Annotated in this window: 21 protein-coding genes; 12 read left to right on the top strand and 9 right to left on the bottom strand. The window is 29.9% G+C overall.

Annotation, left to right across the window (positions count from 1 at the left end; genetic code table 11):
• Positions 1-308: 308 nt before the first annotated feature.
• On the bottom strand, positions 309-1,730 hold the full coding sequence (locus AC3ATN_RS06355) for a serine hydrolase domain-containing protein (protein WP_487532426.1): 1,422 nt from the start codon (positions 1,728-1,730) through the stop codon (positions 309-311).
• 30 nt (positions 1,731-1,760) lie between these two features.
• On the opposite strand from AC3ATN_RS06355, the gene AC3ATN_RS06350 reads away from it, so the two are divergent.
• The gene (locus AC3ATN_RS06350; protein WP_487532425.1) at positions 1,761-2,189 is read left to right on the top strand and encodes a DoxX family protein; all 429 of its coding nucleotides are present in this window, start codon (positions 1,761-1,763) and stop codon (positions 2,187-2,189) included.
• Between the two features lie 243 nt (positions 2,190-2,432).
• On the opposite strand, the gene AC3ATN_RS06345 is transcribed toward AC3ATN_RS06350, so the two are convergent.
• Both AC3ATN_RS06345 and AC3ATN_RS06340 read right to left on the bottom strand, forming a co-directional pair.
• Positions 2,433-3,518, bottom strand: a complete 1,086-nt coding sequence (locus tag AC3ATN_RS06345; RefSeq protein WP_487532424.1) for an aromatic ring-hydroxylating oxygenase subunit alpha — start codon at positions 3,516-3,518, stop codon at positions 2,433-2,435.
• A gap of 14 nt (positions 3,519-3,532) precedes the next feature.
• A complete protein-coding gene (locus AC3ATN_RS06340; RefSeq protein WP_487532423.1) occupies positions 3,533-4,801 on the bottom strand; it encodes an amino acid permease in 1,269 nt (422 codons plus the stop codon).
• Between the two features lie 148 nt (positions 4,802-4,949).
• Here AC3ATN_RS06340 and AC3ATN_RS06335 point away from each other — a divergent pair, with 148 nt between their 5' ends.
• The 3 genes from AC3ATN_RS06335 to AC3ATN_RS06325 are packed head-to-tail and all read left to right on the top strand — an operon-like array spanning position 4,950 to position 6,953.
• Complete coding sequence (locus AC3ATN_RS06335; RefSeq protein WP_487532421.1) at positions 4,950-5,492, top strand: DUF2911 domain-containing protein; 543 nt, start codon at positions 4,950-4,952, stop codon at positions 5,490-5,492.
• Positions 5,493-5,514: 22 nt separating this feature from the next.
• A complete protein-coding gene (locus AC3ATN_RS06330) occupies positions 5,515-6,642 on the top strand; it encodes an amidohydrolase family protein (protein ID WP_487532420.1) in 1,128 nt (375 codons plus the stop codon).
• Positions 6,639-6,953: a YbjQ family protein gene (locus AC3ATN_RS06325; protein WP_487532419.1), complete on the top strand. Its 315-nt coding sequence runs from the start codon at positions 6,639-6,641 to the stop codon at positions 6,951-6,953. The genes AC3ATN_RS06330 and AC3ATN_RS06325 overlap by 4 nt, the downstream gene beginning before the upstream one ends.
• Before the next feature lie 129 nt (positions 6,954-7,082).
• Here the strand turns inward: AC3ATN_RS06325 and AC3ATN_RS06320 are convergent, their stop codons facing one another.
• Positions 7,083-9,062, bottom strand: coding sequence for an alpha-ketoacid dehydrogenase subunit alpha/beta (locus AC3ATN_RS06320; RefSeq protein ID WP_487532418.1), 1,980 nt, complete (start codon positions 9,060-9,062; stop codon positions 7,083-7,085).
• Between the two features lie 99 nt (positions 9,063-9,161).
• Here AC3ATN_RS06320 and AC3ATN_RS06315 point away from each other — a divergent pair, with 99 nt between their 5' ends.
• On the top strand, positions 9,162-9,512 hold the full coding sequence (locus tag AC3ATN_RS06315) for a translation initiation factor (RefSeq protein WP_487532417.1): 351 nt from the start codon (positions 9,162-9,164) through the stop codon (positions 9,510-9,512).
• Here AC3ATN_RS06315 and ung read toward each other — a convergent pair.
• A complete protein-coding gene (ung, locus tag AC3ATN_RS06310) occupies positions 9,509-10,183 on the bottom strand; it encodes a uracil-DNA glycosylase (RefSeq protein WP_487532416.1) in 675 nt (224 codons plus the stop codon). The genes AC3ATN_RS06315 and ung overlap by 4 nt on opposite strands.
• A 40-nt stretch (positions 10,184-10,223) precedes the next feature.
• Between ung and AC3ATN_RS06305 the strand changes: the two genes are divergently transcribed.
• Both AC3ATN_RS06305 and AC3ATN_RS06300 read left to right on the top strand, forming a co-directional pair.
• Positions 10,224-12,374 carry an endonuclease MutS2 gene (locus AC3ATN_RS06305; RefSeq protein WP_487532415.1) on the top strand — a complete coding sequence of 717 codons (2,151 nt, stop codon included), beginning with the start codon at positions 10,224-10,226 and terminating at the stop codon, positions 12,372-12,374.
• Complete coding sequence (locus tag AC3ATN_RS06300; protein WP_487532413.1) at positions 12,364-12,771, top strand: thiol-disulfide oxidoreductase DCC family protein; 408 nt, start codon at positions 12,364-12,366, stop codon at positions 12,769-12,771. Before AC3ATN_RS06305 ends, AC3ATN_RS06300 begins: the two co-directional genes overlap by 11 nt.
• A 5-nt stretch (positions 12,772-12,776) precedes the next feature.
• Here AC3ATN_RS06300 and AC3ATN_RS06295 read toward each other — a convergent pair whose 3' ends face one another.
• Both AC3ATN_RS06295 and aroC read right to left on the bottom strand, forming a co-directional pair.
• Positions 12,777-14,045, bottom strand: coding sequence for a dicarboxylate/amino acid:cation symporter (locus AC3ATN_RS06295; protein ID WP_487532412.1), 1,269 nt, complete (start codon positions 14,043-14,045; stop codon positions 12,777-12,779).
• A 4-nt stretch (positions 14,046-14,049) separates the two neighbouring features.
• The gene (gene aroC, locus AC3ATN_RS06290; protein ID WP_487532457.1) at positions 14,050-15,120 is read right to left on the bottom strand and encodes a chorismate synthase; all 1,071 of its coding nucleotides are present in this window, start codon (positions 15,118-15,120) and stop codon (positions 14,050-14,052) included.
• An 84-nt stretch (positions 15,121-15,204) separates the two neighbouring features.
• Here aroC and AC3ATN_RS06285 point away from each other — a divergent pair, with 84 nt between their 5' ends.
• Entirely contained in the window at positions 15,205-16,347 is a 1,143-nt protein-coding gene (locus AC3ATN_RS06285; protein ID WP_487532411.1) for a redoxin domain-containing protein, read from the top strand.
• Here AC3ATN_RS06285 and AC3ATN_RS06280 read toward each other — a convergent pair.
• The gene (locus tag AC3ATN_RS06280) at positions 16,340-16,996 is read right to left on the bottom strand and encodes a rhomboid family intramembrane serine protease (protein ID WP_487532410.1); all 657 of its coding nucleotides are present in this window, start codon (positions 16,994-16,996) and stop codon (positions 16,340-16,342) included. The two genes, AC3ATN_RS06285 and AC3ATN_RS06280, sit on opposite strands and share 8 nt — an antisense overlap.
• Before the next feature lie 48 nt (positions 16,997-17,044).
• Here AC3ATN_RS06280 and AC3ATN_RS06275 point away from each other — a divergent pair, with 48 nt between their 5' ends.
• Positions 17,045-17,926, top strand: a complete 882-nt coding sequence (locus AC3ATN_RS06275) for a lysophospholipid acyltransferase family protein (protein WP_487532409.1) — start codon at positions 17,045-17,047, stop codon at positions 17,924-17,926.
• Here the strand turns inward: AC3ATN_RS06275 and glmM are convergent.
• Complete coding sequence (gene glmM, locus AC3ATN_RS06270) at positions 17,919-19,301, bottom strand: phosphoglucosamine mutase (RefSeq protein WP_487532407.1); 1,383 nt, start codon at positions 19,299-19,301, stop codon at positions 17,919-17,921. The two genes, AC3ATN_RS06275 and glmM, sit on opposite strands and share 8 nt — an antisense overlap.
• Before the next feature lie 71 nt (positions 19,302-19,372).
• Between glmM and AC3ATN_RS06265 the strand changes: the two genes are divergently transcribed.
• The 3 genes from AC3ATN_RS06265 to uvrA form a co-directional block, all read left to right on the top strand.
• Entirely contained in the window at positions 19,373-19,957 is a 585-nt protein-coding gene (locus AC3ATN_RS06265; RefSeq protein WP_487532406.1) for an acyl carrier protein phosphodiesterase, read from the top strand.
• Between the two features lie 12 nt (positions 19,958-19,969).
• Positions 19,970-21,637: a gamma-glutamyltransferase gene (gene ggt, locus AC3ATN_RS06260; RefSeq protein WP_487532405.1), complete on the top strand. Its 1,668-nt coding sequence runs from the start codon at positions 19,970-19,972 to the stop codon at positions 21,635-21,637.
• A 64-nt stretch (positions 21,638-21,701) separates the two neighbouring features.
• Positions 21,702-23,938: excinuclease ABC subunit UvrA (gene uvrA, locus AC3ATN_RS06255; RefSeq protein WP_487532404.1), on the top strand; the 2,237-nt coding region annotated here is incomplete at its 3' end.

Below are 23,938 nucleotides of genomic sequence, written 5' to 3'. Positions count from 1 at the left end.
TTATTCCTTACGAAAAAGAATGGTGGCATTTTACATTATTAAATGAACCTTTTCCTAATACTTATTTTGATTTTATTGTTAAATAAATATTTTCTGTATTTATATTATATCACTAATAGAAGAAGTTGAAGATATTATTTATATTCACAAATTATGAATCAACATAATGAAAAAGTTATTTCTTCTACAATTATTTGTTTCATTGGCTATTTCATGTAAAAATGTAGCTCATGAAACCTCAACGAACACCTTTAATGGTTATAGTTATGAATATGTGATATATCACCTTACAGAAACTCCTGGCATTTTTAATTATATTTTTTTTCAAATTTTAAATTAGAAACTCTTCCTGCATCAAGTTCAAAACCCACAATTACTTTATTTTCTCTGTTAAAATGAATTAAACCATTATCTATCGTAAATTTATCAATGCCAAATTTTATAAGATCTTGTGCTTTGTAATCTGCAATTTTAACTTTCAACTGTCCATCTTTAAGGATTACCAAGTAATTAAAATCCAACTCTTCACTGTAAAAATTTCCTGTATAATCTTGTAAATTACTGATAGATTGATTTAGTAAAAGCTTTTTTGATTTATTCTTATTGCTTTGTCCTGTATTCTCTTCTTTATTTTGAGGTTCTTCGGAAAATTCATTTTTAAGCATTATGTCAGCTATCTGAAGTGATTTGACTGTTGGACTTGAATCCCCTCTGTTCGCAAGTATAATTATAGAAGTTTTTTCCTCTGGGAATCGCATTAATTGAGCCCGATATCCAGCTAGTGATCCTGCGTGACTAACTGTTTTTAATCCCCTGTAAACTCCATTATTTAAAGCAAACGCATAACCACTGCTTTCGCCATTATTTAATAGACCTTCTTTGTGCATTTTATTGATAATCTTTTGCCCTCCTTTACCGAGTTTGTTATTATAAAAATTCTGATCCCATAAAAACAAGTCTTCTATATTAGAGTATACTCCTCCAGAACCAACAAGATCAAATCTCATGATTAAATTATCAAAACCTTCTTTGTTACTTCTCTTTTTATAACTAAACACCCTGTTTTTAATAAGATCTGTATTGTCGTCATAAAAAAGTGAATTTTTCATTCCTAAAGGCTCAAAAATATTCTCGTGTGCAAAAATTTTCAAGGACTGACCAGCTGCTTTTTCAATTATCATTGCAAGCATAAAATAACAAGAGTTACTATACAGATATTTTTCTCCTGGTGAGAAGTTTAATTCTTTTTGTTTTTTTATAAGTTCATAAACTTCATTTTTATCTGTTTTATCTAAATAGCTTCTACCTCTTAAATACATTAAAGTCAAATAGTCACGAACACCGCTGGTATGATGAATAAAATGCCGAATAGTTAAAGGGCTATCGTATTCTGGAAAATCTGGCAAGTATTTTTGAATTTTATCATCAAGATTTAATTTTCCTTGTTCTTCAAGTAGTAATATACTAAATGTTACAAATTGTTTTGAAACTGAACCAATATAAAAAACTGAAGAAGATGTTATTTTTATATTATGCTCTAAGTCTCCAATCCCATATCCATTAGAATAAATAAGATTACCATCTTTAACAATTCCTAATGCAGCTCCTGGAGTGTCTGGTTTATTCCATTCTATGAAAATATCATCAATTGATTGACTTTCTTCAATTTGACCAAACGAACAAAAAACAATAGAAGAGTAGAGTAGTAGTGATGCAAAATAGTTCTTCATTAGAGTATGATTTTTTATATTTATAAAAATATGGAAATAAAAACAACCATCTTACAAAATGATTTAAGAGTTCTTTTAGGCATAATAATGATTTATATAGGTCTTGGACATTTAACTTTTAGTAGAATTGAATTTCAAGCACAGGTACCTACTTGGATAACTAGCAAAGAAAATTTAATGGATTTTGTGATTCTTGCATCCGGGATTGCAGAAATTATTTTTGGTGTTTTAATGGTCCTAGGTAGAAAATTAAAAGTAATGACCGGTATTAGTTTAGCAATTTTTTACATTTTAATTTTTCCAGGGAATATCAATCAATATGTAAACAATATAAATGCTTTTGGTTTAAATACAGATACCAGACGTCTATTACGTTTGTTTTTTCAGCCTGTATTGGTATTATGGGCTTTGTGGTCATCCGGAGGATTGTATTATTTAGTAAAGAGAATAAGAAATTAAGAAGAATTAGGCGCTTATTTGTATATAAATTATCATAAACGTAAATTTTTTAAAACTGAAAATCATAAATTTTTTCGAAAATTATGTTTTTATTATGAGATCAAGCCATTTCACAAACTATGATAATTATATTGATCCAATACCATCCAAATAATAGGTTATAGTTTATAAATCTAAAACCCTGAAAAAGATTATAAGGTATTTTGTTCACACAAATATATACTTGCTTTAAATCAGAGATTTTTAATTTATAAAATCTGAAAGTAGTTTGTGAAAATGATGTACTCCCTTTTCTCTAGTAGGAGAGAAGCGACCTGATTTATAAAATGAGGAATTAATTCCTTTTTGAACTCCTTCAACTACAAACTCATCCTCTCTTTCTACCTTATCTAAAATTGCTCCAGCACCATTACTTAATTTAGACTCATCATAAACATACGATTTAAAAGAAACTCTTGTTTGCTTAATCGATAGAGGTTTAACAATATTAACTGATAACCCCCAGGGATAAAAGTTAAACATAAGGTTTGGAAAAATCCAATAGTAATATGCTGCAACATTTTTACCATAATCAGGATGATTTTTGGGTAAATCAAAAACTTCTTCACTGGAGTCTGTATAGCCAATTTGAAGATTCATTTTATCATATACTACTGTTTCATATTCTCCATAGTCTAGTACATCGTTAAGATCATTATGAACAAACGGGATGTGGAATCCCTCTAAAAAATTATCACAATAAAGTGCCCAATTTGAATTAACTAGGTAATCCTTGCTTTTATTCTCATCTAACTTGAATTGATTAATGGGGAGAAAACCAATTCTTTCGTTCATAATTTTAATGGTGTCATTAATCTCAAATTTTGGATTAATCCCTGCAAATAAAAATGGACCTAACTTTTCTATCTTAAATTCATTTAAATGATCACAGGCTCTTGGAAAATCTTTTGTTTTTTGAAACTCTGGCATTGATTTAAATTTTCCATTTAAATCAAATTTTCTTCCATGATAGCCACATGTTAAACTCTTATACTTACCAGGATCACTAATTACGATGTTCCCCCTGTGGGTGCAGACATTAGAAAAACACTTTATTTCATCGTTATTATCTCTGACTAAAACCATGGGTTCACTCAAGAAATTATCCAACAATATGAATGGATAAGCACTTTTACTTAAAGGGATTAGGCTATTTTCATCTCCAACAAAATGCCAAGCTTTTAGAAAAATATTTTTTTTGACTTTTTTGAAAACCTTTTTACTTCTGTAAAAAGAGGATGGTAAGGTTTCAGCTTCTTCAATATTTGGGTTTATGTAGTATTTTTCCATTTTCTTTTAATTGTTTATTTCCTTTTCAACCAAAAATAAAAAGGAATACCAGTTAGTAACATAATAAAACCTAAGGTTACAGTTTCAATTCCACAACCAATTATTATCCAAATTGAAAAAATAAATGCTAAAAAAGAAATTATTAGTCTAAAATTATTGGTCTTTGATAAAAGAGCCAGACAAGCTGTGGAAAATAAATATGGAGTTATAACAGATAAAGTAGATAATTTAATCATGAAGGTGAAGGCTTCAACCAAAGTTTTAGAGAAGTTAAAAAGTAAAAGAAATGAGATTAAAATACTGGAGATTATAATTCCTGAAATAGGGGAGTTGTTACTGTTTCTCTTCCCAAATATCTTAGGAAACAACCTGTCAATAGAAGCTGACATTGGAATCTGTCCTTGAATAAGGATCCACCCATTTAAAGCACCCATGGTAGCGATAACCGCGCCAATAGCAACAATTTTTCTAGAAAAACTACCTGAAATTATTTCTGCAGCATCAGCAAAAGGAGCATTTGAATTAGCTAAATCATCAAGAGGTATTAATCCCATTATAGAGATAGTACTCATTAGATATATAATTATGGTAAATAATGTACCATAAATAGTAGCTTTTTTGATTGTTTGACTTGCATTATTAACTTTATCACTAGGTATAGTCGCACTTTCCATGCCTAAAAAGGCGAAAAAAGTTAAAGTTGTTGTTGCAGTTATAGCTTCAAAATCAGATTGATCTGAGGCATTAAAAGGATAAAAATTACTAAAATCAATATAAAATAAACCGATAAAGCCTATAATGACTATTGGGATAATTTTTAGTACAGTTGTAACAGTCTGAACAAGACCAATAGTGCTTATTTTTCTTGAATTTATCCATGTAAAAAACCAAATAAAAAATAATCCTGTACAAATTGATAACATTGGATTGGAGTTAAGTTCTGGAAATAATACACCTAAATATCCAAGTAATGCAACAGTAATAGCTGCATTTGTACACCAAATAGAAATCCAATATCCCCAAGCAACAACAAATGCAGGTAAATCGCCAAATGATTTCCTTGTGTAATAATACGGTCCACCAGGATTTTTATTTGAAATTTTAGATAATTCTCCGAATACTAATGCTAATAAAATAGCACCTACAGATGAAAACAGCCAACCAATTATACTTATTGTACCATATATAGCTAAGGATGCAGGAAGTAAGAATATACCAGAGCCAACCATATTTCCAATAACTAGGGAAGTGCTAGACCAAAATCCTAATTTATCATCCTTCATTGTATGATTTATGCTTAAATATAGTACTATTTATATGATATGAGCGATTCATTTAAATAGTCTATAATTTATATTATGTAAAATAGGATTTATTGTCTCATATATCATTACCCTCTTAAATAATATGTAAATTGTAAAAAAATAAATTATGAAAATATCAAATATTTTAAAAGTAATTGGTTTATTAATAGTTGTATTATTGTTTTGGGGTGCTTACGTTTCATTCATTAATCCCTCTAGTCCACGAGGATCTTCGAAATTAAATAAAGATACTTTGATCATGGAAGTCGATTATAGCAGACCTTTTAAAAAAGAAAGATTAATCTTTGGTGAATCTTCAGAAAAAGCTTTAGTTCCATTTAATAATTATTGGAGACTTGGTGCAAATTTTGCAACAACTTTTGAAACAAATGAATCAATTTCATTTGCAGGACGTATGATTGAGCCAGGTAAATATAGAATGTATGCTGTTCCATCTAAAGATTCATGGAAAGTTACTTTAAATACTGATGCTGGTGCTTTTGGTTATATTGAACCAGACTATAATAATGATCTTATTTCAATTAACGTTTCATCAAAACAAATGACTGAAATGATTGAACAGTTAACCATTGATTTTATTGATGATAATCTTGGTACTGCTCTGAGAATTCGTTGGGATTCAACATTAGTTCTTATACCTTTAGATTAAATAAACAATTAATTGTTTTAATATGATTTGGATTACCCTAAAAAACTTAATCAAAACAGTTTTATTCATACTTATAGTTACTGCAATAACATATTTTTCAGTTTCCTACATACAAATAAAACATAATTTAATGGATATTGAGGATTATTCCCCCATCTCAACTTTAAATGTAAATGAAACATTATTAAAAAAATCTAAATATCCATTTATAGATGTTCATAATCATCAATTTGATATGCCAATAAAAAATCTTGATGATCTTGTCTCTGAAATGGATGGTTTAAATATGGCATTTATGGTAAATCTAAGTGGTTTTAGGGGATTATATTTAGAAAAATCTTTAAAAAACATTAATGAATTTGCCCCTACTCGATTTGGTTTATTCGTGAATATAGATTTTGAAAAAATTGATGAATCTGATTTTCAATCAAACACCACTAAAATAATTCAAGATGCCGTAAATGCTGGTGTTATAGGCTTAAAAGTCTACAAATCTTTGGGTTTGACAGATATGGATTCCAGTGGAAATAGGATTAAAGTTAATGATCCAAGATTAGATCCTATTTGGAGTCTATGTGGGAAGTTAAATATCCCGGTATTAATCCATAGTGGTGAACCCGAAGCATTCTGGCTAGATAAAGATAAATACAATGAAAGATGGCTCGAATTAAGACAAAAACCGAGTCGTTATCGTGGAGATTCATCTAAATATCCTTCATTTGACACTATAATATCTGAACAACACGATATTTTTAGAAAACACCCTGGTACAACTTTTATAAATGCTCATATGGGATGGATGGCCAATGATCTAGATGCTTTATCTGATCATTTAGATAAGTATAAAAATGTTATGACTGAAATTGGTGCTGTTCTTGCTGAATTAGGGAGGCAGCCAAAAAGAGCTAGAAACTTTCTGATTAAATATAAAAACCGTATTCTTTTTGGAAAGGATTCTTACAATGTATCAGAATATTATACTTATTTTAGAGTATTAGAGACTGATGATGAATATTTTGACTATTACAGAAAGCGACATGCTCATTGGAAGATGTATGGTCTCTCTTTACCAGACTCAGTTTTAAAACCTTTGTATTTTGAGAATGCACTAAAACTTTTCCCTAACATAGATAAAAATCTTTTAAAATGATAATTGTTACTACTCCTGACATACCTAATTTAAATATTTCAAAAGTATACGGAATTGCACGTGGAAGTACAGTTAGAGCTCGAAATATTGGCTCTGATATATTTGCAGGTTTAAAAAATCTTATCGGTGGAGAAATTTCAGAGTACACAAAATTACAAGCAGATTCACGTGAGCAAGCTATAACTAGAATGAAAGAGGACGCAGTAAAAATGGGTGCTAATGCCATTGTTAATGTTAGAATATCCACTTCAATGGTTATGCAAGGTGCCTCTGAAATCTTAGCATATGGAACTGCTGTGACTGCTAAATAAAAATTTGATTTTGAAACTTTTAATCATAATTCCGTTTATCTTTTATTCTTTATTAGCAATTTTAATAATTGTCCTAATTTTTAGGAGAGTAAATGATAAAAAAAATGAAAACTTTGAAAAAAGAGATAATTAATAATTTAATAGTTCAATTACCTTTTCGTTTAACCTTTGTTGTGGTAAATACTGTTTTTCAAGTTTTGCGGCAAACGGTATTGGTGTATTTAAAGATCCCACTCTCATTATTGGTCCATCAAGGTGTTCAAAACATTCTTCTGCTATTTGTGCAGAGATTTCTCCCATATAACCTCCAAACGTACTGTCTTCTTGAAGTAGAATAACTTTATTGCATTTTTTAACTATTTCAAAAACTGTAATTTTATCCCAAGGAACAAGTGTATTTAAATCAACTACGGATATTTTTTCATCAGGATATTTATTTGCTTCCTCAATAGCCCAATGTACTCCAAGACCGTAGGAGATTATAACAAGTTCAGTACCTTTTTTTCTTATTGAGGCTTTCCCAAATTCCAAAGAGTATTTTTCATTTGGAACAGATTCTTCAATAGACCGGTAAAGTTTTTTATGTTCAAAATATAATACTGGATTTGGATCTTCTATTGCCGTATGTAATAACCCTTTAGCCTCATAAGGAAAAGCGGGGTATACAACTTTAAGACCTGGAACTGTTGTAAACCAGGATTCGTTACTTTGTGAATGAAATGGACCCGCTCCTACTCCACCTCCACAAGGCATCCTAATAACAACATTGGCAGTTTGACCCCACCTGTAATAAGATTTTGCTAAAAGGTTAACTACAGGTGTAAAACCACTTGAAACAAAATCTGCAAATTGCATTTCAACAATTGATTTATGACCTTTGATTGCTAAGCCGTATGCTGTAGAAATAATTACTGATTCGCATATAGGTGTATTTCTAACTCGATCTTTTCCATACTTTTTTAAAAGACCTTCTGTTATTTTAAATACCCCTCCATATTCTGCAATATCCTGCCCCATAATAACCAGATCATCATTTAATTCCATTGCTTCATGATGCGTATCCGAAATGACGTCAACAAATCTTCTATTTACGCCTTCCTGTTTGGCTTTTACTTCTAATTTAATTGATGTTGGAGAGTATACCTCATCTATTTCATTTTTTATGTTTGATTCAACTTCTGAAGCATGATTTGCTATATCCCATTCTGACTTAATTTCATTATCTATATTAACATGTATTTTTTTTTTGATTTCCTCATTCAAAACACCTTCTTTAAACAAAAAGTTTTCATAATTATAAATAGGATCTTTAAGTTTCCATTCAGTCATAAGGTTTTCAGGAACATAAGAAGTTCCACTAGCTTCTTCATGACCTCTAATTCTAAAAGTTTTAAATTCAATTAGGACTGGTCTGGGATTTTTACGTTGACTTTTTAATATATTATCAACTTTTGAATAAACTTCTAATATATTATTACCATCAATAGTATAAGATTCCATTAAATAAGCTTTACCCCTTTCGGAGATGTCTTTTAAAACAAATTGTTCATTTGTTGGTGTAGATAAGCCATATCCATTATTTTCAACACAAAATAAAACAGGTAAACTCCATACAGAGGCAACATTTAAAGCTTCATGAAAATCCCCTTCACTTGTTCCACCTTCACCCGTGAATACTGCACAGACAGATTTATCTTTTCGTATTTTACTGGACAGGCTTATACCATTTGCAATACCAAACTGAGGTCCTAAATGAGATATCATTCCTACTATGTTGTAATCTTGAGTTCCAAAGTGAAAACTTCTATCTCTTCCTTTTGTAAAACCGGATGGTTTTCCTTGCCATTGACCGAATAGTTTTCTTAATTTAATATTTCTAGTGGTAAAAACTCCTAAGTTTCTATGCATAGGTAAAACATACTCATCATCTTTCAGAGCAGAGGTAACCCCAACCGAAATGGCTTCTTGACCAATTCCTCCAAACCATTTTGAAACTTTACCTTGTCTTAATAAAAGTAACATCTTTTCTTCTATTTTTCGTGGAAGAATTAATGAACTATATAGCTCAAGTAGCCTAGTTTTTGATATATTTTCTCTTAAAAAATTCATTTAAATTTGTGTAACATTTCAATTTATTAATAAAATTTATCCTATGTTATAAATGTATGAAACTTAACTATAATTTGTAATTTTCACTAAAATATTTTGATGTCAAAAAAGTCACTAAATAGTTTTGAATCCCTTAAGAATATTAATTTTGAAGATTTATCTCCTAATATTGAACCTCTTGAAGATATTTTGAATGATAATTTATTAAAATCTCAAAATTTAGAAGCACATTTTTCCAATAAAGGCAGAGCTGGAAAAATTGTTACAATAATTAAGGGGTTTGAGGGAGATATTATATCATTAAAATCTCTTGCTAAGAATATTAAGACTTCAATTGGAACGGGTGGATCCATTAAAAATAATGAAATAATAATTCAGGGAAATTTTAGAGATAAAATTATAAATTATTTAATTAAAAATGGTCACAAGGTTAAGCGTATAGGAGGTTAATTTACATCCCATAGTATTGACTTCCCTGTTTTAGTAATTAAATATTTATTTGTTTTACTAAAATGTTTATTTCCAAACCAATACCCCCTATTTGCTGATAATGGAGAAGGGTGCCCAGAAGTTAAAACCAGATGTTTTGATTTATCAATTAATTTAGATTTAATTTTAGAATGGTTACCCCAGAGCATAAAAACAATATTATTTTTATTTAATGATACTTCCTTAATGATATTATCTGTAAAAATTTCCCATCCTTTTTTTTGATGACTTCCTGGTTTATCTTTTTCAACTGTCAAAGTCGAGTTTAGTAATAAAACTCCTTGTTTCCCCCAACAATTTAAATCACCATGTTGAGGTTGAGATATTTTCAAATCATCTTTAATTTCTCTAAAAATATTAACTAGTGACGGTGGGATTTTCTCTGTTTTATGAACTGAGAATGATAAGCCATTTGCTTGATTTTTTCCGTGGTAAGGATCTTGCCCAAGTATAATGACCTTTAAAGCAGATAAGGAACAAACTTTAAAAGCATTAAATATTAAATTTGAAGGAGGATAACAGATTTTTTTTTGGTAATTATATTCAATATCCTCAACAAGGAATTGAAAGTATTTCTTTTTATTTTCATTTAGAATTATATTTTCCCATGAAGGATGTATATTCAGATCCACGATTTTGTTACTTTTGTTGTGGCTAATTTAATAAAATCAAATGGTCTATATCCCTACTAAAACTTTTGAAGATTTAGAGTTTACAGAAGTACTTATTCAAATATCTCAATTTGCCATCACTCCAATGGGAAAGGATAAAATTTTAAATACTGTTCCTATTGATGACAATCAAGATAAAATTAGATCCTTATTACTAACATCAGAATATAAATCATCTTTTGAAAATGAAAACAGGATTCCAAATCATGGTTTTGAATCTTTGGTAAACGCTTTTCAATTGTTAAAAATTGAAAATAGTGTTCTTGACATAGAATCTTTCAGAAATATTGCATCAACCTCGGATACAGTAAATAAATTATTAGTTTTTTTTAAAAAATTTAAAACGTATTACCCCAATTTATTTGATTTAGGAGGTAACATTGAAATTAATAAAGAAATTAAAAAGGAAGTTGATAATATTATTAATCGTTTTGGAGAGATTAACAACAATGCTTCTGAAAATTTATATTTATTAAGAAAAAAATCACAAGAAGTCAGAAGTCGAATAGGTCAATCGTTCAATAAATCCTTAAACCATTATAATAATCTAGAATTTTTAGATGAAATAAGAGAATCAGTTATTGACAATAAAAGAGTTCTTGCTGTTAAGGCTATGTACAGAAGGAAAGTTAAAGGAGGCATAATGGGGAGTTCGAAAACAGGAAGTATCGTTTTTATTGAACCAGAAGCTACATTTCAATTATCTAGAGAACTTCAAAATTTACTTTTTGAAGAGGATGAAGAAATAAAGAAAATACTTAGTTATCTAACAGACTATTTCAGAGCTTTTCTTCCCCTATTAAAGTTATACCAAACCTACTTGATTGACATTGATTTATATTATTCGAGATCTCGTTATGCTCAAGCAATCGATGGAGTTATGCCTAAGATTTCAAACATTCAAGAAATCGAAGTTTTCGATGCTTACCACCCTTTATTGTATAGATCCAATAAAATTAATGGAATTAGGACTTATTCTCAAGATATTTCTTTAAATAACAGAAATAAAGTTATCGTTATTTCTGGTCCCAATGCTGGAGGTAAAAGTATTACTCTTAAAACCATAGGATTACTCCAGTTGATGATCCAAAGTGGTATTTTAATTCCAGTACATGAACGAAGCAGAATTTGTTTTTTTGACAGAATACTTACAGATATAGGAGATAACCAATCCATTGAAAATCACCTAAGTACATATTCTTATAGACTTAAGAACATGAAGACTTTTTTAAAAAAATGTAACAAAAAAACTTTATTTTTGATCGATGAATTTGGAACTGGATCTGATCCAGAGTTAGGAGGGGCTTTAGCTGAGGTAATTTTAGAAGAATTTTATAACAGAGAATCTTTTGGTCTAATCACTACCCACTATTCCAACCTTAAACTTCTAGCAAGTGAATTACCTGCAATGTCAAATGCAAATATGCAATTTGACAGTAATACATTAGAACCCATATACAAATTAGTTTTAGGAGAAGCAGGAAGCTCATTTACTTTTGAAGTAGCTCAAAAAAATGGACTTCCATACAGCTTAATAAATAAAGCAAAAAAGAAAATTGAAAGAGGTAAAGTACGTTTTGATGCAACTATTGCTAAGCTTCAAAAGGAAAGAAATTCAATGGCTAAAACAGGTTTGTCTTTAAAGAAAAAAGAGATAATAGCGGAAGAGGAATCAAACAAACTTGCTGAATTAAATCAAAAAACTAAAATTAAATTAACAAATTATCAAGAGTTATATGATCATAACAAAAAAATGATTTTACTTGGGAATAAAATTGATCAAATTGCTGAGAAGTACTTTGCTAACAATAAAAAAAGACCAATGATTTCAGATGCAATTCAATTAATTGAATCAGAAAATGCAAAACGAAATAAAAAATCAGCAGCAGTAATACAAAATCAAAAAAAAATAAAAAAAACCACAGAAATTGAGTTACAAAAAAAGATACAAACAATAAGAAATGAGAAAAAAAAACCGTTAATAGTTGCGGTTAAAAAGTTAAATATTACATTGAAGATTGGTGATTATGTTAGACTTCAGTACAGTAAATCCATAGGTACAATTGACTCAATAAAAAAAAATAAAGCAATTGTAAATTATGGTAAATTCACTACACAAGTGGATGTAGATCAATTAGAATATGTTAAATAATTTAGACAAAGTAATAATTTTATATGATGGGCATTGTCCACTATGTCACTATTGGATTAGGTATGCGATTGACAATGATAAAAAAGACAAACTTTATTACGCTCCAATACAGGGTGATTTTGGAAGTAATTTTATATCTGAAAATAATTTAAAATCTTTTGATACTGTTATTTTTCATCTACCAAACACTCCCCCTCATCTATATTCTAAAGCAGTATTTGAAATATTAAAATATCTTGAAATAAAAAATATAATATATTATTTTTTGAAAATATCCCCTAATGTATTATCCAATATCTTATATAGAATTGTTGCGAAAACTAGATATTTAGTTTTTAAAAGATTTGATGAATGTGAGATACCAAATAAAGAAATTTTATCAAGGATTATATTATAAAAATTTTAGGATTTTTTCAGTTTACCCACAGATTTTGCAACTAGCATTGATACAGCTGCATCACCTGTAACATTTGTAATAGTTCTGCACATATCTAGCGGTCTGTCAACAGCAAATATAAGTGCTAGTCCAGCCTCTGGAATTCCTGCTTGACCTAATACTATAACTAACATAACCATTCCTGCACCTGGAACAGCAGCAGCGCCGATTGAAGCTAAAGTTGCGGTTAAAATTATTCCTAATTGCACTTCAATTGATAATTCTAAACCAAAAGCTTGAGCTATAAAGACAGCAGCAACTGCTTGATATAAACTCGTTCCATCCATATTTATAGTCGCTCCTATTGGGAGAACAAAACTTGAAACCTCTTTGTCGACCCCTAAATGTTTTTCAACTCTTTCCATTGTTACAGGTAAAGTGGCTGCACTTGAACTTGTTGAAAAAGCAAGGAGTTGAGCCGGAGCTATACCATTCATGAACTTTTTCGGACTTACACCAGTAAAAACTCTAACAATTAGCACATATATGACAATCATTAAGGCTAATCCAAAAACTAAAGTTAAAGAATATGCTCCAAGAGCCTTAAACAAATCAAGGCTTGGAGATTCAACTACAAGTGCTGCTAATAGGGCAAAGACTCCGTAAGGAGATGCTAACATTATTATATCTATTAGTTTGAGTATTACTGAATTAAATGAATCGAAAAATGCCTTAACTGAACGTGATTTTTCTTCTGGAATCAAAATTATACCGATTCCGAAAAATAGAGCAAAAAATATGACTTGAAGCATGTTTCTGTTATTAGTAGTAGCAGCAAATATATTACTTGGTACAATATCAACTAAAGCCTGAAGTGGACCACTTTCTTGTTGTTTGGCAGCAGCATTCTGTTTTTCAGTAGCATCACTTTCGTAATCTGACATTAATTCATTTCTTGTGCTTTCTTTAATGCTTTTCCCTGGTGAGACAGTATTTACAAGTACAAGACCAATAATTACAGCCAAAACGGTCGTACATAAATAAATTAAAATTGTTCTACCTCCAATAGTTGATAGTTTTGAAATATCTTTTAAATCTGACACACCTTTTATTAGCGATGCTAAAATTAATGGCATTGCAATTAGCTTTAAAGAGTTTATAAAAATTGTTCCAAATGGTTTTATCCAATCCGACACAAATTCACTTCCCCAAGGTGCTAAAGAGGCTAACCCCCCTAATACAACGCCTAGAATCATTCCAATAATAATTTTCCAATGTAAAGCCAAATTCTTCATAGTTTTAGTAATTATGTTTGATAGTACGATTTAATAATACAAAATCCGCGATTGTTAGTGCAGCCATAGCTTCTACAATTGGAACTGCTCTTGGAACTACACACGGATCATGTCGACCCTTTCCTTGAATTACAACTTTGTCTCCATCTTTATTAATTGTTTCTTGATCTTGCATTATTGTTGCCACAGGTTTGAAAGCAACATCAAAATATATATCCATTCCATTAGATATACCCCCTTGTATTCCACCTGAAAGATTCGACTTTGTTGTTCCGTCTGTATTTAAAAGATCATTGTGGTCACTGCCTTTAATTTTTGTTCCAATAAATCCACTACCGTATTCAAATCCTTTTACAGCATTAATAGACAGCATTGCCTTTCCAAGCTGTGCGTGAAGTTTATCAAAGACTGGTTCACCCAATCCAACTGGAACATTTTGAATCACGCACCTTATTACCCCTCCAATAGTATTTCCTTCTTTTCGTATTTTTTTTATGTAAGTCTCCATTTGCGAAGCAATTACATTATCTGGACATCTAACTGGGTTGGATTCTATATTGTTAAAATTAAGTTCTTGATAAGGCTTGTTTAATTCAATAGATCCAACTGATTTAACATATGCAGTAAATCTAATTGAATTTAAAAATTGTTTAGCTATTCCACCAGCAACAACTCTTGCAGCAGTCTCTCTTGCAGAACTCCTTCCTCCACCTCTATAATCCCTGTGACCATATTTTTTATCATACACAAAATCAGCATGAGAAGGCCTGTAACTTTCTTTTATATGTCCATAATCTTTTGATTTTTGATCTGTATTATATATTGCAAATGCAATAGGAGCTCCAGTTGTCATTTCTTCAAAAATACCAGATAAAAAATTTACTTTATCTGCTTCTTTTCTTTGAGTAACAATCGATGATTGTCCAGGTCTTCTTCTGTCTAGATCATTCTGAATTTTATTGATATCTATTTTAATTCCTGAGGGGCAGCCTTCAACAATACCCCCTATAGCGGGACCATGAGATTCTCCAAAAGAAATTAATTTAAATATGTTTCCAAAACTATTACCAGCCATAAAATTTAAATAATCACAAATATAGTTCATTAAAAAGATCTTTATAAATTACATGATGCAAAATCAAATTTGTAATTTTGAATTATGAAAAAATTAAAATTAAATTTAAAGCCAGCTCTTACATCACTCTCTATGGCTTTTAGTATATTATTCTTAATAACATCTTGTAATTCAGAACCTGGTTCTTATACAATCTCGGGAAACATTGAAATTAAGGATGGTCTCCAGGTATATCGAGTCGTCGCTAATTTAAATGGTCAACCATCAAAAATTGACTCAGCTTTAACTAAAGACAATCAATTTGTAATGAAGGGTATTGCAGTAAACCCATCTATTAGTTTTATTCAGGTTGAAGGACTTAATTTTAATTTACCGGTTATAGTGGAAGAGGGAAATGTCAGAATGGATATTTATAAAGACAGTATCGATTCATCCAGAATTTCAGGTACAACATCGAATGACCATTTTAATGATTATAAGTTTGAAACAAAAGATTTTGTAAAATCAATTGAAGAGATTGGAATAGAATTACAACAAGCGGCAAGAGTCGGAAATAACGAGCTTGTAAAGGATCTTCAGGAAGATTATAAAAACATTCAAGATCAAATTCACGTTTATGAAATTGATTTTTTAAAGAGAAATTACGATTCTTATTTAAGTGTAATTCTATTGGAACGTTTTATAGCAAATAAAAATGTTCTATCTGTATCTGAAGCAAAAGAAATTTATAATTCTTTTACAGATCGCATAAAAAAATCTGATATTGGAAAAAAAATAGAAACCATCCTAAACAATCCTGAACAACCAGTTGATATAGGGAGCTTTGCACCAAATTTTTCAGCCCCTACTCCAGATGGCAAAATACTAAATTTAAATGATGAGTTAGGTAAAATTACTCTTCTAGAATTTTGGGCATCTTGGTGTGGACCCTGTAGGAGAGAAAATCCAAATCTTGTTAAAATTTATAATAAGTTTAATAAAAAAGGATTTGAAATAATAGGAGTTTCATTAGATAAAAGTAAACCCCAATGGCTTCGTGCAATAGAAGATGATTATTTAATCTGGAAACATGTTTCAAATCTAAAATTTTGGCAAGATCCAATTGCAAGACTTTATAAAGTTCGAGCTGTACCTGCAAGTTTTATTCTAGACGAAAAAGGAATTATTATCGCCAGAAACCTTAGGGGCTTTCAGTTAGAATCAAAGATTTCTGAGTTATTTAATTAAAATTAGTAAGACTTTTTCTAAAATAAACTGCACCTAAAATTATAACTATACATAAAAGTAAAAGCGTTTCAAATGATAAGAAAATTAGTTGAGGTGCTAATATTATAGATAGTGAAATCCCTCCTACCGCCCCTCCTAAATGTGCTGAATGGCCTATACCATCATTTTCTTTTTTTATACCGTAAAATGTGTATGCTAAATAGATTATTCCAAAAACATATGCAGGCATTGGGATAGGAAAAAAAAGTAATGCTAGTTTCAAATCTGGGTATGCTAAAATTGAACTAAATAATATTCCTGTCACAGCTCCACTAGCCCCTACTGCAGAATAAAAATTATTTTTATTGTGTATTAAAAAACAAAAAATATTTCCAGAAATTAGACAAAAAACATACATCGAAAAGAACCAAAAGGATCCAAACATGTTTAATACAAAATCTCCAAAAAAATAAAGAGTTACCATGTTGAAAAGAAGATGTTGTTTGTCAACATGCAAAAAACCTGAAGATATTAAACGAAAATACTCACCAGTTTTTATTTTATCAATTTTGAAGTGAAAGTTGTTAAAAAATATATTATCATTAAACCCCTTGAAGCTGACAATAGAATTTATTAAAATTATACTTAATACCTCAAAAGATATGCTCATAAATAATAGTTGAGGTCAAATCTATTAAATTTGCATAAAACATTTAACATGAAGCGTATTGCTTTTATACTATTATTCCCAATTATACTTATAATCTCTTTGCTTCCTTTTCCGTTATTATACCTTTTGTCAGACATTATAAGTTTTTTTCTTTTTCACTTTACAGGCTATCGAAGAGCAATGATAAGAAAAAATATTTTGCTTTCTTTCCCTAATAAGTCCGAAATTGAAAGATTAAAAATTGAAAGAAGTTTTTACACTAATATGTGTGATGTTTTTTTAGAAATGTTCAAATCAATTTCTATTTCATTAAAAACAATAAATAATAGGTTTAAAATTAATAACATAGATTTATTAACCCAATTTCCAAAAAATAAAAGAAGTGTAATAATAATGTGTGGTCATTATGCAAGCTATGAATGGATTTTATTTTTAGGAAAAAAGTTTGAAAGCTATACTTACGGTATATATACCCCTTTATCAAATATTTACTTTGATAATTTGGTTAAGAGAATTCGAGAAAAACATGATGCGTTTTTAATTTCAAGATATCATATTTTAGAAACTATAAAAGAGCACAATAAGAAAAATCATACTGCTGTTTATGGATTTGCTGCTGACCAATCTCCATATCCAAGCGAAAAAACATATTGGAGATTATTTATGGGAAATAAAGTTCCAGTATTTACTGGTGCTGAAAGAATTGCTAGGGATTTTGATATGGCTGTAGTTTATGCAGATATTAAAAGAGTTAAACGAGGATATTATGAAGTTGACTTTAAACTTATTTCAGATTATCCAAGGAAAACTAAAGAAAATGAAATAACTGATTTATTTTTTAACATGCTAGAAAAAACAATAAAAATTGATCCCTCTCAATATCTTTGGTCTCATAATAGGTTTAAGTATATACATTTAGCACCTAAATGAGATCACCCAATTCTAAAATAAATTTTTCAGCTAATTCGTTTGCCTTTTTTTTTGAATCAGCTTCTGAATAAATTCTGATTATGGGTTCAGTATTAGATTTTCTTAGATGAACCCAAGAATTTTCAAAGTTTATTTTGATTCCATCAATTCTTATGGGCTTATAACTTGAATATTTATCATGTATTTTTAATAAAACTTTATCTACGTTTATTTTGGGGGTAAGAATTATTTTATTCTTACTTGAAAAATACTGAGGGTATGTTTTTTTTAATTTTGAGACTGATACGTTTTTCTCAGCTAATAATGATAAGAATAATGCTATACCTAAAACAGCATCTCTTCCATAATGAAAATCTGGAAGAATTACCCCGCCATTTCCTTCCCCACCAATTATCGCTTTTGTTTTTTTCATTAACTCTACTACATTTACTTCACCTACAGCACTTGCATAATGTTTTCCGCCATATTTTTTAGTTATTTTGGATAATGCTTGTGTTGATGATAAGTTTGAAACTGTATTTCCCACTTTTTTTGATAATATAAATTCGGCACAAGCAACAAGGGTATATTCTTCTCCAAACATTTCACCATTTTCATCTATGAAAGCTAATCTATCTACATCTGGGTCTACAGCTATACCTAAATCAGCATTATTTGATATAACAACCTTAGATAACTCAGTTAAATTTTTTTCCAGTGGTTCTGGATCATGAGAAAAATTTCCAGTTGGATCACAATTTAAAAGAACATAATCAACACCAAGTTTGTCAAGAAGTTTTGGTATGATAATCCCTCCAGAAGAATTTACAGCATCTACTACAACTTTGAATTTCGACTTTTTAATTAAATCATTGTTTGTATATTCAAGATTAATGACCTTGTTAACATGATAATCTATATAGGAGGAATTTAATTTTATAATACCTAAATCTTCAACTTCAGAAAATTGAAAATCATTATTTTTTGCAATTAATAAAATATTTTCTCCATCCCTAGCTGAAAGAAACTCACCGTCTTTATTTAATAGCTTTAAAGCGTTCCAGTTTTTAGGATTATGACTAGCTGTCAGAATTATACCTCCAAGTGCTTCCTCCTTTGTTACAGCAACTTCAACAGTTGGAGTTGTTGAGACACCTAAATCAATACAATTTATCCCCATTGCTATTAAGGTGTTTTGCACAAGGTCTTGAATCATTTTTCCAGATATTCTCGCATCTCTTCCAACAACAACATTAATATCTGTATTAGGATATTGTTTTTTTAAAAATGTACCATATGCAGCTGCATATTTAACAGTGTCAATAGGTGTTAAGTTTTTGTAAGGTTTACCGCCAATTGTTCCTCTAATTCCAGAAATAGATTTTATGATTGTCATAGATCAAATATACTAAGAGATTAAAGTAAATATAATCTATATTAATTAAAAAAGTACTTTACTTTTACGACATGAATTACCTTGCACATGTTTATTTGTCTGGAAATAATACTGATATTGCCATAGGTAATTTTATTGCGGATAGTGTTAAGGGGAATAATTATACAAATTATCCTTACCAATGGCAAAAAGGAATTTTATTACACAGGTTTATAGATTCTTACACAGATTCTCATAAAATATTTAAACAACATTCGAAATTGTTTTTCGATTCTCATAGACACTACAGTAGGGTTTTGATTGACATGTTTTATGATCATTTACTAGCTAAAAATTGGTCAAAATATAACAATATAAGCTTGGAAGAATTTTCAAGTAAATTTTATGAAAATCTAATTTTAAATAAAGACAGGCTTCCAATAAAAATTAGTTCTTCAATTAATTATTTAATTAGCGAAGATTGGTTTAAATTATATTCAACAATTGAAGGCTTAAAAGGAATACTTGTTAAAATGGAAAGAAGAACTAAATTCACTTCAGAGTTTTCATCTAGTATCGATAAATTTGTTTCACTTTTATCTTTAATAGAACCTCAATTTTTTCTATTTTTCAAAGATATTAAGCGAGCGGTTGATAAAAAATTAATAGATAACTAATATAAATACACCATGAATAAATTTTTAACTTTAATAGCTTTGATTTTTTTTAATTGTAATTCACCACTGAAAGGTGATATCAAAGCAGCAGTTGTTTCAGCAAGAGTTGAGGCTTCTGATATTGGAATAGAAATTATAAATAATGGTGGTAATGCTTTTGACGCTATGATAGCTACCGATTTTGCTCTTTCTGTCTGTTATCCAAATGCAGGGAATATAGCTGGTGGCGGATTTCTAGTTTATAGAAAAAGTGATGGTACCTTTGGTTCTCTTGACTACAGAGAGAAGGCACCAACTTTAGCTTCAAGAGACATGTATTTAGACTCTGTAGGGAATGTAATTAAGGGTAAAAGTACAATCGGTGGTCTAGCTGTAGGTGTTCCTGGAACAGTTGCTGGACTTTATGAAATTCACAAAAAATTGGGCTCTCTTCCTTGGAGTCAATTAGTTCAACCAGCAATTGACTTAGCAACAAATGGTTATGCTGTAACCAAAAAACAAATAAAGAGTTTTGAAGCTAAGAAAAATGATTTTGTCAACGTAAATGGTAAAAACACTTTTTATGCTAAAAACTTTAAAAAAGGAGATATAATTATTAATATTCCATTAGCAAATACATTGAAACTAATTCAAAAAAATGGTAGAGCTGGTTTTTATCAAGGAATAAATGCTGAAAGATTTGTAAATAGGGTTAAAAGTACCGGAGGTATAATTAATAAAAATGATTTAAAAAATTATTTGCCAACTTGGAGAAAACCTATACAATTTGACTATAAAGAATTAACAATTACTTCAATGGCTCCTCCCTCAAGTGGTGGGGTTTGTCTAGGACAGATGTTAGAAATGATTGAACCTTTTGAAATTAATAAGTATGGTCATAATTCTGTTAAATCAATTCAATTGATGGTTGAAGCAGAAAGAAGGTCATATGCTGATAGATCAGAGTATTTGGGAGATCCTGATTTTGTTGACATTCCTCAAAATGAACTTTTAGATTCCATTTATTTAAATAACAGAATGGATAATTTTAACTGGAATAAAGCAACACTTTCAAGCGATATAAATCCAGGAAAAATTATTTTTAATGAAACTGAGGAGACCACGCACTATTCAATTATAGACAAGGACGGTAACGCAGTTTCAGTTACAACTACATTGAATGGAAGTTATGGATCAAAGGTTTATGTTGAGGATGGAGGTTATTTTTTAAATAATGAGATGGATGATTTTAGTAGCAAACCTGGAGTTCCTAATATGTTTGGTTTGTTGGGTAGTGAAGCTAATTCTATCTCACCTGGAAAAAGAATGTTAAGTTCTATGACACCAACAATAGTAGAAAAAAACAAAAACTTATATATGGTTTTAGGAACGCCCGGTGGTTCAACAATTATCACATCTGTTTTTCAAACTATTATAAATGCATATGAATTTGACATGGGAATTCAAGAGTCTGTTAATGCCCCCAGGTTTCATCATCAATGGATGCCTGATGTAGTTATTTTTGAACCAAAAGAATTTGATTCAATTTTAATATCAAAATTAAAGAATAAGGGATACAATACAGAAGAACGTTTTTCTAGAATAATTGGAAGAGTCGATGCTATTATGGTTGATGATCAGGGACTTATTACTACAGGTGCTGACCCTAGAGGGGACGATCATTCATCTATTTTAAGATAAAATTTTATATCTTTTTTAGTGGACTTTTAAGAGCTATCTTTGTAAAATATTCAAGCTATCACTATTGAAAAATGTTATTGATGTAAAGGGTGCAAGAGTTCACAATTTGAAAAATATTGATCTCAAAATTCCTAGAGATCAACTTGTAGTTATAACTGGTTTGTCCGGAAGTGGTAAATCCTCTTTAGCCTTTGATACTCTCTATGCCGAGGGACAAAGGAGATATATGGAAACATTCTCTGCTTATGTAAGGCAGTTTTTGGGCAATTTGGAACGTCCAGACGTTGATAAAATAGATGGTCTCTCTCCTGTTATTGCAATTGAACAGAAAACTACGTCTAAGAGTCCAAGATCGACAGTAGGTACTATCACAGAACTTTATGATTATTTAAGAGTTTTATATGCGAGGATTGGTGTTGCATATAGCTACGAAACTAACAAGCCGATGGTTAGTTGTTCTCAGCAACAGATTTTAGACTTAATTTTTAAAGACTTTACGGATAAAAAAATTGCTGTATTATCTCCAATTATTAAGTCAAGAAAAGGTCACTACAGAGAGTTGTTTGACAATTTATCAAGACAGGGTTTTATTAAAGTAAGAGTCGATGGAAAAATAACGGATATTTCAAGAGGAATGAAATTAGATAGGTATAAAAATCATGATATTGAATTACTTATTGATGTTTTAGAAATTAACCAATTAAATACTTCTAAAAAACGCTTGGAAGAATCAATAAAAACCGCTTTACATCATGGTGATGAAAGTCTTATGATAATTGATTTAGATAATGAATATTCTAGGTTTTTTAGTAGTAATTTGATGTGTGAAAAATCAGGTGTTTCCTATCCAAAACCTGAACCTAATAATTTTTCATTCAATTCTCCAAAGGGAATGTGTAAATCTTGTAAAGGGTTGGGTTATGAATATATAGTTAATAGAGATAAAATCATTCCTAATTACTCTATCTCGATTAATAATGGTGGAATCATTCCTCTTGGAAAAAACAATAATAATTGGAATTTTAAGCAAATTGAAATAATATCAAAACGATATGGTTTTGACTTAAATGGTCCCATAAGTAAAATCCCTAAAGAAGCCTTAGATGTTATTCTTAAAGGCGCTAATGATAAATTCTCGTTAAACTCCAAATCGTTGGGAGTAACAAGAAAGTATTCCATTGATTATGAGGGTATAGAAAACTTTATAATTAGTCAGTTTAATGCTAATGAATCAAGAAAAATAAAACGTTGGGCTAAAAATTTTATGGATTCTAGATTTTGTCCAAACTGCGAAGGTTCGCGTCTAAATATCGAAGCAAATCATTTTAAAGTTAACGACAAAAATATTTTTGAATTGTCATCTATGGATTTGAGTGATCTATATAATTGGTTCGATTCAATCGAATCAAATTTATCATCTCAAGAAAAAAAAATAGCAAATGAAGTAGTAAAAGAGATAATGGTAAGACTCCAGTTTTTGTTATCAGTTGGATTAAAATACTTATCGCTAAATCGTTCTTCAAAATCACTTTCTGGTGGGGAAGCTCAAAGAATTAGGCTTGCAACACAAATTGGATCTCAGCTTGTTGGTGTTCTTTATATTCTTGATGAACCAAGTATCGGACTTCATCAAAGAGATAATCAAAGACTTATTGATTCTCTTGAATCTCTGAGAGATATTGGTAATTCAGTTATAGTTGTAGAGCATGATAAAGAAATGATTTTAAGATCTGATCATGTTATTGATTTAGGGCCATTTGCAGGAGTGAATGGAGGAAATATCATTTCAGAGGGAACTCCTTCAGAACTTTTAAAAAATGACACAATAACTGCAAATTATTTAAACGGGAATTTAAAAATTAAAGTTCCCAAGAATAGAAGAGCTGGTAATGGAAAAAAAATAACCATTGAAGGTTGCACAGGAAATAATTTAAAAAATATATCAATTGACTTCCCTTTAGGTTTAATGATTGGAGTTACTGGCGTTTCGGGAAGTGGAAAGTCAAGTTTAATTAATGATACATTATACCCTATACTTAACAATCACTTTTATAACGGGGTTAAAGATATTTTACCATTTAAGGCAATTAAAGGAATTGATAATCTCGATAAGGTTGTAGATATTAATCAAAGTCCAATTGGTAGAACACCCAGAAGTAATCCAGCAACTTACTGCGGGGTTTTTAGTGAAGTGAGACTATTGTTTTCCAAAACTCAAGAAGCCCAAATTAGAGGTTACAAACCAGGTAGGTTTAGTTTCAATGTATCTGGAGGTAGGTGTGAAATATGTTCTGGTGGTGG

This window comes from Candidatus Marivariicella sp. (assembly GCF_983056325.1).
The sequence above is the reverse complement of the archived record's forward strand: the minus strand, read 5'-3'. Positions and strand labels throughout refer to the sequence as shown.